Consider the following 18,749-nt stretch of genomic DNA (forward strand, 5'->3'; position numbering starts at 1 on the left):
GCAGGTCAAAATTATGTTTATTTACCACTACCCTTGACCACACCTGACAATTCACTCATTCAATCATTCAATCATTCAAAATTAACCCTCCTCCCGCCGCTCGTGTGATCCATTCCACTACATTCCGCATAGTCCAATCTTCGGCAAATGTGATCTACTTCGAAATTAAAAAGCAATTAAATGCGGGGATTCTGAAACTTTAACAGATGTTTCTGCTATTTGAATTTTATAATATTGAGATATGAACCAGACTGAATCAATCCAGGAATTTTACCGGCGCGTGCCACTGCCCAATACGGCAGACCTACCGCTGAACAATGCCGGCATCGGACACTTCAATGTCTTTGAAAGAAATTCATGTTATAAAAAGACCCCGTACAGCCGTCGTGATTTTTACAAAGTATCCTTCATTATCGGTACCGGGCGACTGCATTATGCCGACAAATGGATCGAGATTGACCGCCCTGCATTGCTCTTCTCGAATCCGATGGTACCCTATTCTTGGGAAGCGATCTCGGACACGCAACTCGGCTGGTTCGCATTGTTCACCGAAACTTTCGTGCATTCCAGTGAGCGGAAGGACTTTTTGCAGGATTCGCCCCTTTTCAAAATCGGCGCAAACCCTGTCTTTTTTGTGAATGAACAGCAACAGAAAGAGCTTTCAATGATCTTCAAAAAGATGATGGCTGAGATCGATTCGGACTACCCGCACAAATACGGCATGCTGCGTAATTACCTGCACCTGATTATCCATGAGGCCATGAAAATGCAGCCCGCGGAAACGTTTGAGCGACAAAAGAATGCATCTGCCCGAATCACATCGCTGTTTATGGAGCTGCTCGAAAGGCAATTCCCGATCGACACGCCCGAAAATGCATTGAAACTCAAAACAGCCAACGACTACGCGCAAAACCTCTCGGTCCACGCCAACCACCTGAACCGCTCTGTGAAGGAAATCACCGGCAAAACCACTACTGAGCACATTTCGGCGCGCATTACCAAGGAAGCACAGGCATTGCTGAACCATACCAACTGGAATGTATCGGAGATCGCGTACAGCCTCGGCTTCGAATATCCGGCCTATTTCAATATCTTTTTCAAAAAACAAACCGGCCTTACCCCCGGTAATGTGCGCACCCGGGTTATGTGATATTTATAAAGATTTGTTTGAAAACTATAAACCGGTCGCTGGCTCCGGCAGGTACATTTGTATCATCAGGACGATCCTGACAAAATGCATGATCAATCCCGGTCGCCCGATGCCAACGGATGGCCGACAAACAGCAAACAAATGCAGTACAGAAGCCTTGGAAAAACAGAAGAAAAATTATCAGCTATCGGATTAGGCTGCATGGGAATGAGCTTTGCTTACGGCCCTACGGACGACGCCGAAAGCATTGCCACCCTGCACCGCGCGCTCGATCTCGGGATCAATTTCTGGGATACCGCCGATATGTATGCCAATGGCGAAAACGAGAAGCTAATCGCAAAGGTACTCGTGCCCAACCGCGACAAGATATTTATTGCTACCAAATTCGGTTTCCGTTATGGGGAAAACGTCGATGCGCCGCGCAACTCCGCCGGTGCCTGGTTCGACGGTTCGCCCGCATGGATGAAAATAGCTGTCGAAAACAGCCTGAAACGCCTGAAAATTGATACGATCGACCTTTATTATGCCCACCGCATCGACCCGGATATACCTGTTGAAGAGATGGTTGGCGCTATGGCCGAGCTCGTAAAGGAAGGCAAAGTGCGCTACCTGGGTCTGAGTGAAGCCTCCGCCGCATCGGTCCGCAAAGCTCATGCCGTCCACCCGATCGCCGCGTTACAAAGCGAGTATTCGGTGATAACACGTGATGTAGAAAATGGCATTTTAGACACCGTTCGCGAACTAGGCATTTCGCTGGTACCCTACTCGCCATTAGCGAGAGGACTCGTTACCAACACATTGAACACCCAAACGTTGGCCGATGACGATTTCCGCAAAACACTCCCCCGCTACCAGGACAATGTTGCCGACAACAATACCAAACTCGTAAACGGCTTCGCCGAAATCGCGGCGGGCAAAGAATGCACCCCGGCGCAACTCGCACTCGCGTGGGTCCTCGCACAAGGCGACGACATTATCCCGATTCCAGGTACCAAAAAGCGCAAGTACCTGGAAGAAAACGCTGGCGGGGTAGAAGTAATCCTTTCTACCGAAGATTTGAAGATTATCGATGAACTGATAGCACGTTATCCCGACACCGGAGAGCGGTACAGCGAAGGCGCAATGAAAATGGTGAACCATTGATTTTACAGCCATGCGTGGCGGAAGTTCTGCCACGCATTTGCACATCAGAATAAAATATTGAAATTCTACGCATTAATATCAAATAATCAACTATTTAGCCAAAAATGCAGTTTTTAATATTGCATTTTCATTAAACTACGAAGTAAGGGTTGTCAATTTATTTTATATTTGGTAAAAGAATGCTCATTCTCAGACCAGCCTGACAACCCGATGAACCACTTTCGTACTGTTCCCGATGACGAGCTTACCGCTTTGGTGAAGGAAGGCGAGGAAGGTGCGTTCGATGAGATTTATAATCGGTATTGGGACAAACTTTACTTCGCTGCCCACCGGATGGTGAAATCCGCTGCCGTGGCGGAAGAAATCACGCAGGATACATTTATGCTTTTTTGGATGAAGCGGCAAACGCTCGAAATTCAGTCATTGAAGCCCTACCTGGCTACGATGCTCCGATATGAGGTTTACCGCTATCTGGCCAAATCCAAACAGGCGCACGAAATGGAGCAGTCGATTAGGCACGAGGCTACACCTTCAGTGTCGATAGACCAGGAAATTGAAAACCGCCTGCTGCTCGAAATCATCACCAACCTCACCAACCGCCTGCCGGAGAAATGCCGGCTTGTATTCCAGTACAATAAATTACAGGATCGCTCCCTGCCCGACATCTGCGAAGAGCTCAATATCTCCCCCAAAACCGCCGAAGCCCACTTGACGAAAGCGTTGAAGATTGTCAGGGCGAGTTTGAGTAATGTGGTGGCGCTGTTGCTGTGAGGGACTGTGGCTGGACGATAGACCGCTGACCGCTGACCGCTGACCGCTGACCGCTGACCGCTGACCGCTGACCGCTGACCGCTGACCGCTGACCGCTGATGGCAAACTTCGCTTTACCCATAAAAGACTAGTTTTCAGTACAAAAAAAACGAACCATGGTCGATCGTCTATGGTCCATGGTCGATTATCCTAACCGCGATCCAATCGGCGGTCAACGGTCGGCCGTTGGCGGTCAAAAAATATTTACCATCCCACTAAGGGGTCCTGCCGCCAATTCCCCTCTATGTGCTCCAAAGGGCCAATCCGCTTTGCGATGACACAGGAATACATCAGATTGCTTGCCAGAAAATTCTTTGAAGGGACGGCTTCGGAAGAAGAAAAACAGCTATTGCACGAGTGGTACGACCGGCTTATCGAAGACGAAACCTCGGAAACTGTCTTCACAGAGTCCTCCGCCGCTGAAATACGTGACCGCATGCATACCAATCTGAAAAGCTGGCAGGAGCAGCAAAATCCGGCAAAGCGCTTTGGCTGGGTAAGAAGGCTTACTGCCTGGTCGTCGGCCGCCGCGGCAGTCATTATCATTGGATTTTTGCTCTGGACCAATGAGCGCAGGCCCGTTGAGTCGGACATCAGGCTCGTACAAGCGCCCCTGGGTAAAACCATCAGGGTAAACCTGCCCGACGGCTCACATATCTGGCTCAATGCGGGTTCGGCTCTTACTTATCCTATTGCATTCAAGGGCAAAACCCGCGAAGTGGTGCTGCGCGAGGGACAGGCATTCTTCGATATTTCACGCGATACTACCAGGCCGTTTATCGTGCATGCCAAAACGCTGGATATTACGGTACTAGGCACGTCCTTCGATGTGAAAGCTTATGAAAATGACCCCGATATTAAGGTGACGGTCAAGACTGGAAAAGTAGGGGTACAGGTGCGCGACAAGCCCGGGCAGCCGGCCTTGATGCTGCTACCTGCCGAACAAGCAGTAGTAGTCGAAAAAGCGCAGAAAATTCACGTCAACGAGATTAGCAAGCCGGCCATTGCGCCCTGGAAGGACAATCGCATGGTGTTCGAGGATGAGTTGCTCGTAGAGGTGCTACACGCGTTAGAAAGGAAGTATAATCAGCACATTATCATAGAAAAAGAAGGGCTTTCATCCGAAAAAATATCACTTACCCTCGACAATCAGCCCATGCCTGATGTACTGAAAGTCCTGGGATTCTCCAAGAATTTTAATTATTCACAACTAAACGATAGCACGGTAGTCATCAAATAGGAAGATCAGAAAATGCAGGCTGGCTTTCCAGGAAGGCTGGTCTGGTGAATACCGGGAACACTGCAAATGTCCCCGGTATCGGATGTCCCCCGCCAGGCAATGCTTGGAACCATGAATGACGGGAGGACGCGGTTTAACAGCTTAACCATTAAACATCAGACAAATATGGTGAATTATTACCATAAGGGGCTCCCCTTGTTCAAAAAATGTATGCGCATTTCTACGCTAATACTGGGTATTAATGTCCTGACAACCGCTCTGCTGATGGCCGGACCGACCGAAGCCCAGCATGTGAGCATGGATGTGAGGCAATCCCGCGTAAAGACCGTCCTGAGGCAGATCGAACAACAAACCGGTCTCACGTTTGCATTCGACGAGAAGCTGGTACGCAAGGCACCGGAAATCACCATTTATGCACTCGGACAACCTGTGCCGATGATCCTGAAAATGATCGAGAAGCAAACCAGCCTGGAATTCAGGCAGGTCGGCAATATGATCGGGATTACCGAGCGGCCCAAAATGGAAATCCAGCGTGAAATCGCGCCCGTGATGCAGGCGCTCGCGCGGCCCGTAAAAGGCAAGGTAACCGACGAAAAGGGCGAAGTTCTGCCATCCGTAGCGATCCGTGTCAAAGGCACCAACGAAGGTACCATGACCGACGTGGACGGCAATTACACCATCGACGTTGCCGGCGACGAATCTATTCTGATATTCAGCTTTATCGGGTTTTCCGCGCAGGAAGTAATGGTCGGCGCACGTACAACCGTGGACGTAGCCCTGAAACCCGACGTTTCGACATTGACCGAGCTAGTCGTGACGGGTTATGGCGCACAGCGCAAGAAAGACCTCATTGGTGCCGTTTCGGTGGTGGATGTAGAACAGTTGAAACAAACACCCGACGGTCAGGTTGCGAACCAATTACAGGGCCGGGCTTCGGGTGTTACGATCCTGAGCTCCGGCCAGCCGGGAGAAGCACCACAGGTCCGTATTCGCGGGTTGAATACATTTGGCAATAATTCCCCGTTGTATGTGGTCGACGGTGTTCCTACCACTTCCATCACAGATCTTAATACGAACGACATCGGTTCTATTCAGATATTGAAAGATGCCGGTTCTGCATCGATTTATGGTTCCCGGGCGGCCAATGGCGTTATCATTATCACCACTAAAAAGGGCGCCAACAAGGTCAAAATCAATTACAGTGCATGGTTCGGGGTACAAACGCCTCCGGGGGGCAATGTATGGAACACCCTGACGCCACTTGAACAGGCACAGCTCAAATTCCAGGTGCAGAAAAATTCGGGACTTAGCTTAGGTGACGACCAGTACGGTTATGGCAACACGCCCGTTTTGCCTGATTATATCCTACCCGCCGGTGCCAAAGAGGGCGATCCGGGCACCAATCCCGATCTGTATTATGTGAATCCGAACTACACGTCGGTGGATGATTTTAATACATTCAACCAGATTGTCAAAGCCAACAAGGCGGGCACAGACTGGTTTCACGAGATTTTCAAGTCGGCACCATCGACGAGCCACAATGTTTCCCTCAGCGGTGGCAGCGACCAGGGTAACTACCTGTTTTCTCTGAATTATTTCAACCAGCAGGGCGCATTGACCAACACCTACCTAAAACGCTACACGCTCCGCTCTAACAGCCAGTATAATATCGGCAAACACGTGCGTATCGGCGAAAACCTGGCCTATTCCATTTCTGATAACCCAAAAAGCCGCCTGTCCGACGGCGGTTCGGCCATTGCATTCTCGTTCCGTATGCAGCCTATCGTACCTGTACACGACATTATGGGCAATTACGCGGGCAGCCGCGCTTCGGGTATGGGTGACGCATTCAACCCCGTAGCGATGCGCGACCGCACCCGTTACGACAAAGGACTGGATAACCGTCTTTTCGGTAACGTTTTCGCCGAGGTGGATCTCTTTAAATACTTCACATTCCGCACCAGCTTTGGGGGCGAGAACTATTCAGGCAGATGGAATTCATTCGCCTTCCCTTCCTACGAAAATAAAGAGAACAGCAACACGAACACTTATTCCGAAGGCTCCAACTCGGGCTTCAACTGGACCTGGACCAATTTGCTGACTTTCCACAAAACCATGGGCAAACATGATCTGACCGTTGCGGCCGGAACTGAGGCTTACAGTGGCAAATACTATGAGATCGGCGGCAGCACGCAGGGTTATTTTTCTTTTGACCCCAACTACATGGACCTGGGCACCGGTTCGGGCACCCGCACTAATTCAAGCAGCCGGTCTGCCGACGCATTGTATTCGTTCCTCGGCCGCCTGGATTATATTTACAATGACAAATACCTTTTCGGTGCCATTATCCGCCGCGACGGTTCATCCAAATTCATCAACGAGCGCTACGGCGTTTTCCCTGCCGTGAGCGCGGGCTGGCGGATCTCCCGAGAGGATTTCATGCGCGGCGTGACGTGGATCGACGACCTGAAACTCCGTGCCAATTACGGCATCATGGGTAATCAGATCAACGTGACCTCCGGCAACGCATTCACCACTTACAGCTCCAACCGCAAAAGCTCTTACTACGACCTCGGCGGAACCAGCGGCTCGGGTGCATTGGAAGGTTTTGAAAAAAGCCAGATCGGAAACCCCAATGCCGTTTGGGAAAAGAATGTGAGTACGAACATCGGGATCGACGCTACTTTCTTCAAAGGCAGGCTGGATGTGATCGCGGATTATTATGTAAAAGAAATCAAAGATCTGCTCTTCAATCCGGCATTAATCGGAACGGCGGGGGGTGGCTTAGTGCCTTATGTCAACATCGGTCAGATGAAAAATAAGGGTATCGACCTGCAAATCGATTCTAAATTCGAGCTTTCACGTGACTTGAAACTGAATACAACGCTGACGCTCACGACTTACAACAACAAGATTAAGAAAGTTACCAACAGCACCAATTACTTTGACCTCGAAGGCCGCGGGTTCGATGGCGCCTCCATTGTCCGCAACCAGGTAGGCAGTTCTATCGGGCAATTCTTCGGCTATAAAGTGACCGGCTTCTGGAATTCGCAGGAGGAGATTGCAACGGCGAATGCGGAAGCTGCGCGCCAGACAGGCGATGCGAATGCGGTTTATCAGGATGGCGCTTCGGTAGGACGTTTCCGTTATGAAAACATCAACGGCGACGGCCAGATTACCGCCGCCGACCGCCAGATGCTCGGTAACCCAAACCCGGATTTCAGTTATGGCCTGAATATTGGTTTAAATTACAAGAACTTCGATTTCAGCCTATTCCTTTACGGTGTTCAGGGCAACCAGCTTTGGAACCAGACTCTCTGGTGGAGCGATTTTAACTCCTCACGCTCGGGTGCCAAAAGCAAAACTGCATTGTACGATTCCTGGACACCGGAAAACCACAACGCGAAAGCACCGATCCAGGAGAATTCCAGTTCTTTCAGCACTATCAATGTTCCCAATTCGTATTTCGTTGAAGACGGCTCTTATCTGCGCGCAAAAAACCTGCAAATCGGGTATACGTTCCCGGCACCATTCATTTCGAAGATCAAGGCGCAGCAATTCCGCGTGTACCTGCAAGCGACCAACCTGTTCACGATCACGGGCTATTCGGGCCTCGATCCTGAGGTTAGCCGGAACGCCGATGGAAATCCGACGGTGTTCGGCATCGACGAAGGTTCGTATCCGTCTTCCAGACAATACACCGTTGGCCTGAACCTTACCTTTTAACCACTTCCAAAGCGACGCGATATGAAGAAGTTCATGAAATATATGGCCGTTATCTGCTGGATCGGCGGTTTTACAATATTGCAGGCCTGCCAGGATGACTTTCTGGATAAACCGGTCCAGGGTGCCCTCGGTGACGATGTGCTCGCCAATGCGAAAGGCATCGACGGGCTACTCACCGGTGCTTATGCCGCGCTCGACGGCCAGGGTGACTTTACCGGTGGCAACGGCTGGGAGTCGCCTCCCGACAACTGGGTGTACGGTGCCATCCCCGGCGGCGACGCGCACAAAGGTAGCGACGGCGGCGACCAGACGCCTATCAACGCCATTGCGACCTTCGCTACCGGTGCGGACAATGGCTTTTTCAACAGCAAATGGAAGGCATTGTACGAAGGCATTTCCCGTTCTAACACAGTGCTGAAAGTACTCGCATTGGCGACAGATGTTTCGGCGGAAGATAAAACCAATATCGAGGCCCAGGCCCGCTTTCTCCGGGCACATTATTATTTTGAGCTAAAGAAAATGTGGAACATGGTGCCGTGGATAGACGAGACTACTACCGACTACAATCAACCAAACGATAAGGATATCTGGCCGATGATCGAAGCGGATTTCAAAGCAGCTTACGAGCAATTACCAGCGACCCAGTCATTGGTAGGAAGGGCCAACAAATGGGCAGCCGGCGCCTATTTGGGCAAGACTTATCTGTACGAGAAAAAATACACCGATGCAGCAACTGTTTTCGCCCAGGTCATCAGCAATGGTGTGACTACGAATGGCTTGAAATACGACCTAGTATCGTTCAAGGACAATTTCGACGCGGCTACCAAAAACAATGCTGAATCGGTTTTCGCGATTCAAATGGTGGCGAATGACGGTACACTGGACATTACGAATGCCAATCAGGGTGGAATGCTGAACTTCCCTTATGGAACCGGTGCGCCATTCAGTTGCTGCGGATTTTTCCAACCTACCCAAATGCTCGTCAATATGTACCGCACCGACCCGAACGGTCTGCCTTATCTGACGGATTTCAATAACCATGCTGTCAAAAACGATATGGGCGTTACCTCCGCGGCTGCATTTACGCCCGATGCCGGCAACGTCGATCCCCGACTCGACTGGACAGTAGGCCGCCGCGGCATTCCCTACCACGACTGGGGTATTTACCCAGGCATGAACTGGGTTCGCGACCAGCCCTATGGTGGCCCGTATGCACCGAAAAAGAACATTCACCGCCAGAAAACGCAGGATTTGTACGCCGACCTCAGCTCTTGGGCACCCGGTAATGCAATCAACGTGTTAGTAATCCGTTTTGCAGACGTGCTGCTCATGGCCGCAGAAGCGGAAGCAAATGGCGGAAGTCTGGCAAAAGCCGAAGAATATGTGAACCGGGTAAGAAGCCGGGCCGCAGACAAAACCGGCTGGCTGTACAAATATGTCAATAATTCGAACCCGCTGGGCGGCTTCTCGGCCACACCCGCAGCGAACTACGTCATCAAGCCTTACCCAACCGGCACATTGGCCGCCAAAGGCAAAGATGGCGTGCTGGATGCGATCTACTACGAGCGCGGCATCGAACTGGCCATGGAAGGTCACCGCTTTTTTGACCTTGTAAGATGGGGGAAAGCCAACACCGCTATCAACGCTTATTTCGGCTATGAATCCAAAATCACTACCGATTTGGCTGGCGGCAAATACCTGGAAGGCAAAAACAACTACTTCCCGATCCCGCAATACCAGATCGATATGAGCGTGACGAACGGCTCAGCATTGCTCAAACAAAATCCAGGATACAACTAAAACCTTTCATCCCCGGGTTAAAACCCGGGGATCAAGACTTGCTTTTGGCCACAAAAAGTGCCTACGGCGCTCCACTTCTCTTGCCCTGGGCTGAAACCCGGGATCAGGGAAGGCATATGGTTAAATTACTTTTAGAGCCGGGTCGTAGAAACTTTTCCAGAGCGCCACTGCTTCCTCTACCGTCTCGGGAGGCGAGGCCAGATAATCTTTAATCTTCGTAAAGTTCTCAGAATGTGCATCCTTGGCGGAATATTTGATCAGGTTTATCAACAGCTTGTCGATAATCGTCGTGTCATTCTTCCAGTTCTTGCTGTATTTCGTAAACCATTCCTCATTCAGGAAAACCACTCCCGAATATCTGTAAACGTCTGAAAATCCAAACGCATCGATCACAATCGGTTCGGTGGGCCATTCTGCGTCCAGTTCCTTGTCGCTAAAACGCTCGCGACCATCGCCTAGGAGGGCAATAAATCTATATGTTTTCACCATTAACGTATTTTTAAATTCTTAAACAGTGCCATAAAAGCCAATTTAGAGGATTGTTCACAACTCCGCCAATCGCAGGACCGAAAAATAGGGAGAAATTTGCAATCGTTTTAAGTTAAAGATATGTTCAGCATTTAATACAAAAAACAACGTATCTACGCCTCTTTCAAAAAATGGACACATTTTTGCATGATGTTCAATACTTTTTGAAAACTGGACACGACAGATAAAACAATATGATCCGAATCTCCCAACTCCCGCTAATCCAAAATTCGGGACAATTTTACGCCACTGAGCACATTCTGCTGGTTGATGTGTTGCTGGTCGGCAACGCTCCGAGACAGATGCGGGAATATATCAAAAACACCCACGGCGGATTTATTTACGAAAAGGAAACCTATATCCCCATCACACTCACGGGCACACCCGAAAGCCTGCTGGCGAATGCTGGTAAGCCTATTGTCTTCAAGTTCGACCGCGGATTTGAAAATCATTACCATTTCGATGGCAACCTGAACGCTGCCATCTGGCACAAAAAGCTCTACAACATTTCCGCATTCATCGACCAGCCCGCGGTCCAGTTCGAAAGGGAGGAAGACTTCATTATCAACCGCTATCTCGCTGGCCACCGTGAATACATCGAGCCGGAAACGGAAGAGAAACTACTGTCAATACCCGCCAAAAGTACAGCAATCGGGACACAAACGATGAGGGGTTTGAAGCCGGTTCCCACCATCAAAGCACATTCTTCGCGATAGCCTTTCCCCAGTATTCGCCCAGCACTTTTACGCCTTCGACATTGGGGTGCAGATAAAACACACCCTGCTGTCCGTTTTCGGGTTTAAAAAGTTCGAGGTAGTGCTTTTTGAAGTATTTAAATGCTTTTGTATCACCCTTGAAAACACGCCCGGGTTCGGCAGTTTTAGTTTCTTTGATCAGCTCATCGAGCTCAGGAACATATGTTTGAAGCCGCTCCAATCCTTCGGCCAGGTATTTCGAACGATTGTAGGTGTTGGTGCTGTACCAAATCGGATGGTGAATGATCACTTTGCTGCCAGGATAACGTTTCAGCAACTCCGAAACAATCGTCTTGACATTCCTTTTATAATCTTCTTTGGAAACAGGAGCACCGTTAGGCCCCTGAATGGCACTATCATTGGTGCCTAACTTCATTGAAAAAAGCAACTGATGGTCCTTTTGGAGATAAAGACTATCGGCAGCGGTGGTTGCCAATGTAAAATATTTGCCCGTTGCGGGCAGCCAATCGACGGTAGTGGAACCGCTCCGTCCCACGTTGATAAACGAAACGTCGTCGACACCTTTTTTTGCTTTCAGATAATTTACCGCATGGGTAGGCGGTGGAAAGCCATCATCGCCTCCTTTCCCCTGAGTAATGCTGTTACCGATAAAAACAATGCTGAGTTTGGTTTGGGCGAATGTGTTAAGCGATATCAGCAGCAAAAAGGCCGCTACGAGCGTTTTGAATTTCATTGACAAATTGGGGTTTAGATCATACACGGTATGCACTTCGTTCGCTAATTCAAGAGTTTTCGGAACAGCCATATCAGCAGGTTCAGCAACCCGCTGAGCAGAAGCATGGTTGTGATCGGGAAATAAAAACGAAAATTTTCTTTTTCAATACGGATGTCGCCGGGCAGCCTTCCCAACCAATGAAGTTTATCGCTGAGGAAATAAACAATAATACCCACCAGCACCACCAGCACGCCTATGATGATCAGATATTTTCCTGTTGCCTGCGACATTATTCCGTATTACTCAACGCCAGATCGATGTGCGCCAAATGATGCTTTACATGCCACACCGACATGGCCAGCGCTTGCTTCTGATCAAACCAAAACTTACGCGTCGGATGATAGTAACGTTTTGCGAGTTGCTCTTCATTCAACGAGGCCGCCAGATAAGCATAACGTGCATGCGTGCCTTCGAAAATGGCTAATGATGACTCAATGGGAACATTCAGGGAGTCGGGTGTCCCGGCCCATGCATTCATATCAATGAGCGTAACCTCGGTGTAATCCGGCTCGGTAATGGCCTTCTTCATCCGCAGGTAATGCACAAATTGCAAATCCGCGACATGATGAATGAGCTGACGGATGTTCCAACTTCCTTCTCGGTAAGTTCTTAACAAATTCTCGTCTGAAAGGCGGGCAACACGATTCCGGTATTCGGTCGGAATCTCGGCGATGATCCGGATAAACTCGCGAACCTCGTCGTCCGAATAAGTGTCTTTCAGTTCAAATAGTCCAATCGGATAGCGGCGGTCTGTCATCGTCAGGCGCTTTTCTTTCTTTTAGATTCAACAAAAACAGCCCCGGCGATCAGCCCGACCAGGAGTAATGAGCTTACCAGGTCAACCTTATAGCCCGTTGCCACCGAAACCGGCTCAAAACGGAATTTGACTGTATGCTTACCAGCAGGTATCTGCACTGCACGCAACACATAATTGGCGCGGAGCATGTCCGCTGGCTTGCCGTCGATCGTTACCTGCCATTCATCCCGGACATTGTAATAGATTTCCGAGAACACAGCGAGACCGTCGCCATTCGAATTTGTTTCATAAACCAACTCGTTGGGTTTGTAGGAAATAAGGCTGATCTTGGATGTCGAGTCAGTACCAATTTTGAGTCCGTTCAGTTTCGATGCGAACCGCTGGTCGAGCACCGCTTCATTGCGCAGGTTTACCGTCCGCAACGCAGCCATTTCGGCATCCGCATTGGGAACGACTTTGTAGGAATTAACAAACCAAGCGTGCCCATAAGCCTGCGGGTTTGGCTGAGCGGCTTTATTCCCCTGCTGATCCGGCGTAATGAAGTATTTTGTATTCAACATATTCAAAATCTCCATATTAGGCTTGTCGGAATTCAACTGGTTTTCAAATAGCTCCTGGTAACGGCGCATTTTCGCGGCGTGATATCCACCCAGTGATTTGTGGAAATACGATGCGAGCGCGCTGTTAAACGGTCCTCCCTGCGCAGCTAAGTCATACACGCGGTAATCAGGGTCAGGATCGCGCATAATCTGCTCATCGGCGGGAGAAGGCGTCGTTGGGCCCTGTGCGGCATAAGCGCTTACAAAATCTTCGTTGTTGAGGTATCTTTTATCTACCCCAAATAAATCGAAAATAACCAGAGCAAGCATGACGCCATAGAACAATGCGATTTTGAGTTTATCCTGCACAAAAAACCAAACTAATCCGGCAGCCAGAGCTATAAAGATCAGGCTCCTGATCGCGTCGCTCTTCATAAGGCCCTCACGGTCTTGTATGACGGAGTTCATAACTTGCTGACCAAATTCCTGATTCTGCACCATTTGCGAAAACTGCTGTGCAAATTGTAAGTCGTTAGTACCCTTGAAGCTAAAAAACAGCCCTGGTAACAATGCCATAATCAGCATTAAGCCGCCGGTTATAGCCACGGATATCAGGAATGGTTTCTGGAATTCTTTGACCGTTATTTTCCTTTGAGCGATCGTCGAGAGCGCCAGAACGCCCACAAGCACCATAAGCAGCTGAGCGAGCGAAATCACCATTGTCATCGCCCGAAATTTGTTGAACATCGGGAAATAGTCAAAAAAGAGATAGTTAATTCCCGACAGACTTTTTCCCAGCGCCCAGATCACATAGAGCAGGATCACGCCCGCTGCCCAGTTTTTCAACGGGTTTTTAACAATAAACAGCCCTAGAACAAAAAGAAAGAACACGATCGCACCGATGTAATTCGGCCCACCCATGATCGGTTGATCGCCCCAGTAGAGTGGGAGTTGCTGTACGAAACTCTGCGCTGCCGCGGCGTCAACACCGCGCCCCGTCAACGTTTTATAGGTTTCGGAAGTGTTGGAAACAGGGCCGTAGTTAGCACCGCCATAGGCATTCGGGATCACCAGCGTGAGCAACTCGCCTATGCCATAGCTGTATGCAAATGCATATTCTTTGTCGAGACCAGTCCCTTTTTTAGCGGCAGCATCTTTGCCCGTTGTCACCAGTTCCGATTTGCCGCGGATGGTTTCCTTGGTATAATCATAAGCATTCCAAAGGCGGGTAGTATGCGTTCCGAGCGCTATTACGGCAGCTAATGCCAACCCGCCAAGGATCAGCACCAGGTCCTTCGCCATTCCTTTTTTAATATAAGAAACACATTCAACGATCACCAGTATCACTACACCAATGCCCAGGTAATAGGTGATTTGCACGTGGTTGGCATATAATTCCAGTGAGAGAAATAATGCGGTAAGTGCTGCTCCAGCCAACCAATTTTTGCGGAAGGCCAGGATCACACCTGCCAGCACGCCGGGCGCATACATGATCGCCAGCACCTGCGAAATATGGCCAGCTTCCAGGTTAATAACATTGAAACAAGAGAATGAAAAGGCTATTGCTCCAATGGCCGACAACCAGCCCCCTGCCCCAAGCACGAGAAAAAGCACATAGGCGCTCACCATGCCGATCAGGAAATAGCTGGCGGGAGCAGGCAAAATCTTGTTGACACCCTGCCCGATCTTCGTCGGGATACTCGTGGGGTAATCGGCCGCTACCAGGTAAGAAGGCATTCCTCCAAACATGCCGTTGGTCCACCACGACCATTCGCCCGTTTGCTTGCGATAATCCAGTACCTCCCGCGCAGCTCCTTTCGCCTGGATTTCGTCTGTAGCACTTAACTTTTTGCCTTCCAGAACAGGTGAAACATAAGCAATGGACAAAATCATAAAGCCGATGACAGCTACCAGATGCGGCCAGAAACGTTGCCAGGAGAACAGATTCTTCATTTTGATAATTTAAGCTACGGGTTGGTTTCAGGTGAAAGCAAGACCCCCCATGGTCCGCTTTGAATATGACTTTTCAAACAGTAATAGTAGCAACGAAGGCCGGTTAAGGGATATTAAATTTCCATTAACAGGCGCAAATATAGGAGTATTGGTATATGTTTGAGACGTTAAAAATGATTCTTGTTCGCGCATTTTTTTAACATAATTAAGAATCGGGGCATATATTTTAAGAAAATACCGGATAAATTTGCGGAAATTGTGCCTTAAAGGTTCAAATCGAGCTGTACATAGAAAGAATAGAAGTAACCCGAAATTATTAAATGAAACGAATTGGAGTTTTTACCTCAGGAGGAGATGCCCCTGGTATGAACGCCTGCATCCGGGCGGTAGTACGGGGAGCATGCTACCATGGTATTGAAGTATTTGGAATAAGAAGAGGATATAGCGGAATGATTGCCGGTGATGTCTACAAAATGGAGTCTCACTCGGTTAGCAATATAGTGCAAAGAGGTGGTACGATCCTCAAATCGGCACGAAGCAAGGAATTTATGACACCCGAAGGCCGCAAGAAAGCGTATGACAACTTGCAGGCGTTGGGTATTGAAGGGCTTATCGCAATCGGCGGTAACGGTACTTTCACCGGTGCGATGATCTTCGGTAACGAGTACGGCATTCCTACCGTAGGTGCTCCTGGAACCATCGATAACGATTTGTACGGAACCGATTACACCATCGGCTTTGACACCGCGGTAAATACCGCATTGGACGCCATTGACCGCATCCGCGATACCGCGAGCTCACACGACCGTATCTTCTTTATTGAGGTAATGGGCCGTGACTCAGGGTATATTGCTATCCAATCGGGTATTGCAGGCGGAGCCGAACTCGTAATGGTTCCCGAAGTATTGACGCCTATTTCACAAGTGGTGGAGACTCTGAAACAGGGTTGGAGCCGCTCCAAATCATCTTCCATTATCATCGTGGCAGAAGGTGACGAGGAAGGAAGCGCACAGGAAGTTGCCGATAAGATCAAAGTGCAGGTCGACGAGAACGCGGATATCCGGGTAACCACGCTGGGCCATACTCAACGCGGAGGAACGCCTTCGGCCTACGACCGCATCCTGGCAAGCCGCCTCGGACTGGGCGCATTGGAAGGCCTCATTGCAGGGCAGAGCAACGTGATGGCCGGCATTATCAACAATGAGCTGGTTTATACACCTTTCGAAGACACGATCCGTCTGCCGAAACCAATCAATGAAGACTTGCTGAGAATGGTAAAAATCCTGAGCGTTTAGTGCGCTCGGTTACCATTCAGCAGTAACCCATGATTTTGTAAATAGCCAATCCGACCAGTTCGTGCCATAGCACATTGAAATCGTACAACGCGACTGGTTCAGGAACGACTTTACGAAAGCTCCATGTACTATAACCTCCGTAATAGTCGGCCGGGAAGGGCTTTGTTTTGATTCCCGCTTTTTCGAAACACCCAACCGACCGGCGCATGTGGAATGCGGAGGTGATCAGGACGTATTTTCCGCCGGGAAACATTTTGTTGAGGATCCTCGCCGAAAACAGCGCATTCTCGCGCGTGTTCTTCGCTTTCTCTTCGAACACGATATCACCAGCCGGAACTCCCCATTTTACCAGCAGCGATGCAGCCACTTTTGTCTCTCCTCTTGCGGCAACCATCGCATCGTCACTGCTGATCCCAGTTATCAGAATCTTTTTGATTTTCCCTGCCTTATAGAGCAAGAAAGTTTGCAAGACACGGTCCCCGCGATCGCCCATTAATGCATGGTCGGCTTCCGGCATATCTGTATTGATCAGTCCTCCGGACAGTAGTATACCTACATCGTAAGTTTCTTTGAGATCGCTGATATTCACCAGCGGTGCTTCATACAGATTGAGAGCAGTCCGTACCAGAAATGAATTAGACATAAGAAAGAGCAGCAAAATCACCAAACCAATTGTTAGCTTCCGCTTTCGTGCATTTTTAACAATGAATGCGTAGATCAACAACAAAAAGAGCATGCTCATAGGCATGATCAGGAAGTCGACGGCTTTGGAGAGAAAATAAAACATTTGGATAAGAACCCGGTTGATGTTAGCGTTTTGAAGTTAATTTTACGTTGTTCAAGATTTGAAATAATCCAATAAACCGCTTTAAAGCAAACTTTCCATACCCTGATGAGAGATTATACCCGCACTTGCTTGCCGATTTTGCTGATCGTTTTCAGCCTCTTTTCCAAAGCGCACGCGCAAGGCTACCGCATCGAGGCAACCGTTAAGGGAATGCGGGATTCGTCGTTCGTAATCGGGCACTACAATCGCAATGCTTCACAGTTTGTTCCCAAAGACACTGCCAGGGCCGACGCCAATGGCAAAATGGTTTTTGAAGGCAAAACACCGCTTCCGGGAGGTCTATATATGATTCTTTTCCCCGGAAACCAGAAAATGGTCGAACTCATTTACTCGGGCAAGGAAACCAACTTCTCCCTGGAAGTCGACACCACCGATTTAAACACCTCCATGAAAGTAACCGGCTCCAAAGAAAACGAGCTGTTTTACAACTATCGAAAAGAATTAGCCAGCGGCAGCAAGGAGATTGAAGCGCTTAGCAAGCAGGCTACTCCGGAAGCACAGGCACGCCTCAAAACAATTCAGGAAGGATTCGGTACCTATCGCAAGAAATTACTGGCCGACAATGCAGGAAGCTTTACCGCGCAGCTTCTGAAAATGTCGGCAGACCCGGAAATCCCTCAGGCACCTAAATTAGCCAACGGTAAGACCGATTCTACGTGGGTTTTCAATTACTATAAGGCGCATTATTGGGACGCCTTCGATTTCTCCGACCCGCGGATCGTCAACACGCCCTTCATTGAACCCAAAATGGAGCGTTACTTTAAAAATCTCGTCGTGCAGGTTCCCGATTCGATCATTAAGGACGCGGATCTGATGGTTAAGAAAGTTTCGGCGAATAAAGACTTGAAATCCTGGACGGTTTTTTACATTACCAATCAATATGAAAACCCCAAAACAGTGGGTACCGAGGCTGTTTGGGTATATATGGCCAATAAATATTACCTCTCAGGTGAAATGGGCGTTGCCGAGGATGTCAAAAAGCGCGTTGGCGAAAAGGTAGCTACCATGAAGGATTTGCTGGTAAACAAAACCTTCCCGCCGCTGACATTGACAGACCCCACTGGCAAGAAAGTGAGCGTACAGGCCATCGATGCGAATTACACCGTGCTATTTTTCTTCGCGCCCACCTGTGGGCATTGCAAAGAGGCTTCACCGCTGCTCAAAGCATTTTATGACAAAAACAAAGCTGAGGGTATCAAGGTAATGGCTATTTCGACCGAGCATAATATCGAAGAATGGAAGACATTTGTTAAAACTTACCACCTCGAAGAGCTGCTCAATGGTTTCGATGCTTTGAACCAGATCGATTTCAACCGCAAGTTCGACGTAGTAACCACACCGACGATCTACATTCTCGATAAAAACAAAAAGATCATCGCGCGTAAAATGCCGGTGGAACAGATCGAAGATTTTTTGAATTACTACAAAAACAAAATGGCCAGAAAACTCTGACCATCCTGCATACCGTTT

At 49.0% G+C, this 18,749-nt stretch carries 15 protein-coding genes; 9 read left to right on the plus strand and 6 right to left on the minus strand.

Annotation, left to right across the window (positions count from 1 at the left end):
* Positions 1-241: 241 nt before the first annotated feature.
* The 6 genes from LZD49_RS24015 (at position 242) to LZD49_RS24040 (ending at position 9,869) form a co-directional block, all read left to right on the plus strand.
* Positions 242-1,150 (plus strand): AraC family transcriptional regulator, encoded by a 909-nt coding sequence (locus LZD49_RS24015; protein ID WP_234670227.1) that lies wholly within the window; start codon positions 242-244, stop codon positions 1,148-1,150.
* A 141-nt stretch (positions 1,151-1,291) separates the two neighbouring features.
* On the plus strand, positions 1,292-2,293 hold the full coding sequence (locus tag LZD49_RS24020; RefSeq protein ID WP_234670228.1) for an aldo/keto reductase: 1,002 nt from the start codon (positions 1,292-1,294) through the stop codon (positions 2,291-2,293).
* A gap of 210 nt (positions 2,294-2,503) precedes the next feature.
* On the plus strand, positions 2,504-3,064 hold the full coding sequence (locus tag LZD49_RS24025; RefSeq protein WP_234670229.1) for an RNA polymerase sigma factor: 561 nt from the start codon (positions 2,504-2,506) through the stop codon (positions 3,062-3,064).
* Positions 3,065-3,377: 313 nt separating this feature from the next.
* The gene (locus LZD49_RS24030; RefSeq protein WP_234670230.1) at positions 3,378-4,343 is read left to right on the plus strand and encodes a FecR family protein; all 966 of its coding nucleotides are present in this window, start codon (positions 3,378-3,380) and stop codon (positions 4,341-4,343) included.
* 165 nt (positions 4,344-4,508) lie between these two features.
* Positions 4,509-8,069: a TonB-dependent receptor gene (locus tag LZD49_RS24035; RefSeq protein WP_234670231.1), complete on the plus strand. Its 3,561-nt coding sequence runs from the start codon at positions 4,509-4,511 to the stop codon at positions 8,067-8,069.
* 21 nt (positions 8,070-8,090) lie between these two features.
* Positions 8,091-9,869 (plus strand): RagB/SusD family nutrient uptake outer membrane protein, encoded by a 1,779-nt coding sequence (locus tag LZD49_RS24040; RefSeq protein WP_234670232.1) that lies wholly within the window; start codon positions 8,091-8,093, stop codon positions 9,867-9,869.
* A 120-nt stretch (positions 9,870-9,989) separates the two neighbouring features.
* On the opposite strand, the gene LZD49_RS24045 is transcribed toward LZD49_RS24040, so the two are convergent.
* On the minus strand, positions 9,990-10,358 hold the full coding sequence (locus LZD49_RS24045; protein WP_234670233.1) for a hypothetical protein: 369 nt from the start codon (positions 10,356-10,358) through the stop codon (positions 9,990-9,992).
* 233 nt (positions 10,359-10,591) lie between these two features.
* On the opposite strand from LZD49_RS24045, the gene LZD49_RS24050 reads away from it, so the two are divergent.
* Entirely contained in the window at positions 10,592-11,113 is a 522-nt protein-coding gene (locus tag LZD49_RS24050; RefSeq protein ID WP_234670234.1) for a hypothetical protein, read from the plus strand.
* On the opposite strand, the gene LZD49_RS24055 is transcribed toward LZD49_RS24050, so the two are convergent.
* The 4 genes from LZD49_RS24055 to LZD49_RS24070 are packed head-to-tail and all read right to left on the minus strand — an operon-like array spanning position 11,091 to position 15,137.
* Positions 11,091-11,846 (minus strand): GDSL-type esterase/lipase family protein, encoded by a 756-nt coding sequence (locus LZD49_RS24055; protein WP_234670235.1) that lies wholly within the window; start codon positions 11,844-11,846, stop codon positions 11,091-11,093. The genes LZD49_RS24050 and LZD49_RS24055 overlap by 23 nt on opposite strands.
* Before the next feature lie 44 nt (positions 11,847-11,890).
* The gene (locus LZD49_RS24060) at positions 11,891-12,118 is read right to left on the minus strand and encodes a DUF2905 domain-containing protein (RefSeq protein WP_234670236.1); all 228 of its coding nucleotides are present in this window, start codon (positions 12,116-12,118) and stop codon (positions 11,891-11,893) included.
* The gene (locus LZD49_RS24065; protein ID WP_234670237.1) at positions 12,118-12,645 is read right to left on the minus strand and encodes a YfiT family bacillithiol transferase; all 528 of its coding nucleotides are present in this window, start codon (positions 12,643-12,645) and stop codon (positions 12,118-12,120) included. Before LZD49_RS24065 ends, LZD49_RS24060 begins: the two co-directional genes overlap by 1 nt.
* 2 nt (positions 12,646-12,647) lie before the next feature.
* On the minus strand, positions 12,648-15,137 hold the full coding sequence (locus LZD49_RS24070; RefSeq protein ID WP_234670238.1) for a YfhO family protein: 2,490 nt from the start codon (positions 15,135-15,137) through the stop codon (positions 12,648-12,650).
* A 320-nt stretch (positions 15,138-15,457) separates the two neighbouring features.
* Between LZD49_RS24070 and pfkA the strand changes: the two genes are divergently transcribed.
* A complete protein-coding gene (pfkA, locus tag LZD49_RS24075) occupies positions 15,458-16,432 on the plus strand; it encodes a 6-phosphofructokinase (RefSeq protein ID WP_234670239.1) in 975 nt (324 codons plus the stop codon).
* A 16-nt stretch (positions 16,433-16,448) separates the two neighbouring features.
* Here the strand turns inward: pfkA and LZD49_RS24080 are convergent, their stop codons facing one another.
* Positions 16,449-17,219, minus strand: a complete 771-nt coding sequence (locus LZD49_RS24080; protein WP_234670240.1) for a YdcF family protein — start codon at positions 17,217-17,219, stop codon at positions 16,449-16,451.
* Between the two features lie 105 nt (positions 17,220-17,324).
* Between LZD49_RS24080 and LZD49_RS24085 the strand changes: the two genes are divergently transcribed.
* Complete coding sequence (locus tag LZD49_RS24085; RefSeq protein WP_234670241.1) at positions 17,325-18,731, plus strand: TlpA family protein disulfide reductase; 1,407 nt, start codon at positions 17,325-17,327, stop codon at positions 18,729-18,731.
* Positions 18,732-18,749: the final 18 nt, after the last annotated feature.

Source organism: Dyadobacter sp. CY261, assembly GCF_021440085.1.
Taxonomy (GTDB): Bacteria; Bacteroidota; Bacteroidia; order Cytophagales; family Spirosomataceae; genus Dyadobacter.

Coding starts and splice junctions, on each gene's coding strand:
- LZD49_RS24015 (WP_234670227.1), top strand. CDS start 242: ATGAACCAGACTGAATCAATCCAGGAATTTTACCGGCGCGTGCCACTG.
- LZD49_RS24020 (WP_234670228.1), top strand. CDS start 1,292: ATGCAGTACAGAAGCCTTGGAAAAACAGAAGAAAAATTATCAGCTATC.
- LZD49_RS24025 (WP_234670229.1), top strand. CDS start 2,504: ATGAACCACTTTCGTACTGTTCCCGATGACGAGCTTACCGCTTTGGTG.
- LZD49_RS24030 (WP_234670230.1), top strand. CDS start 3,378: ATGACACAGGAATACATCAGATTGCTTGCCAGAAAATTCTTTGAAGGG.
- LZD49_RS24035 (WP_234670231.1), top strand. CDS start 4,509: ATGGTGAATTATTACCATAAGGGGCTCCCCTTGTTCAAAAAATGTATG.
- LZD49_RS24040 (WP_234670232.1), top strand. CDS start 8,091: ATGAAGAAGTTCATGAAATATATGGCCGTTATCTGCTGGATCGGCGGT.
- LZD49_RS24045 (WP_234670233.1), bottom strand. CDS start 10,358: ATGGTGAAAACATATAGATTTATTGCCCTCCTAGGCGATGGTCGCGAG.
- LZD49_RS24050 (WP_234670234.1), top strand. CDS start 10,592: ATGATCCGAATCTCCCAACTCCCGCTAATCCAAAATTCGGGACAATTT.
- LZD49_RS24055 (WP_234670235.1), bottom strand. CDS start 11,846: ATGAAATTCAAAACGCTCGTAGCGGCCTTTTTGCTGCTGATATCGCTT.
- LZD49_RS24060 (WP_234670236.1), bottom strand. CDS start 12,118: ATGTCGCAGGCAACAGGAAAATATCTGATCATCATAGGCGTGCTGGTG.
- LZD49_RS24065 (WP_234670237.1), bottom strand. CDS start 12,645: ATGACAGACCGCCGCTATCCGATTGGACTATTTGAACTGAAAGACACT.
- LZD49_RS24070 (WP_234670238.1), bottom strand. CDS start 15,137: ATGAAGAATCTGTTCTCCTGGCAACGTTTCTGGCCGCATCTGGTAGCT.
- pfkA (WP_234670239.1), top strand. CDS start 15,458: ATGAAACGAATTGGAGTTTTTACCTCAGGAGGAGATGCCCCTGGTATG.
- LZD49_RS24080 (WP_234670240.1), bottom strand. CDS start 17,219: ATGTTTTATTTTCTCTCCAAAGCCGTCGACTTCCTGATCATGCCTATG.
- LZD49_RS24085 (WP_234670241.1), top strand. CDS start 17,325: ATGAGAGATTATACCCGCACTTGCTTGCCGATTTTGCTGATCGTTTTC.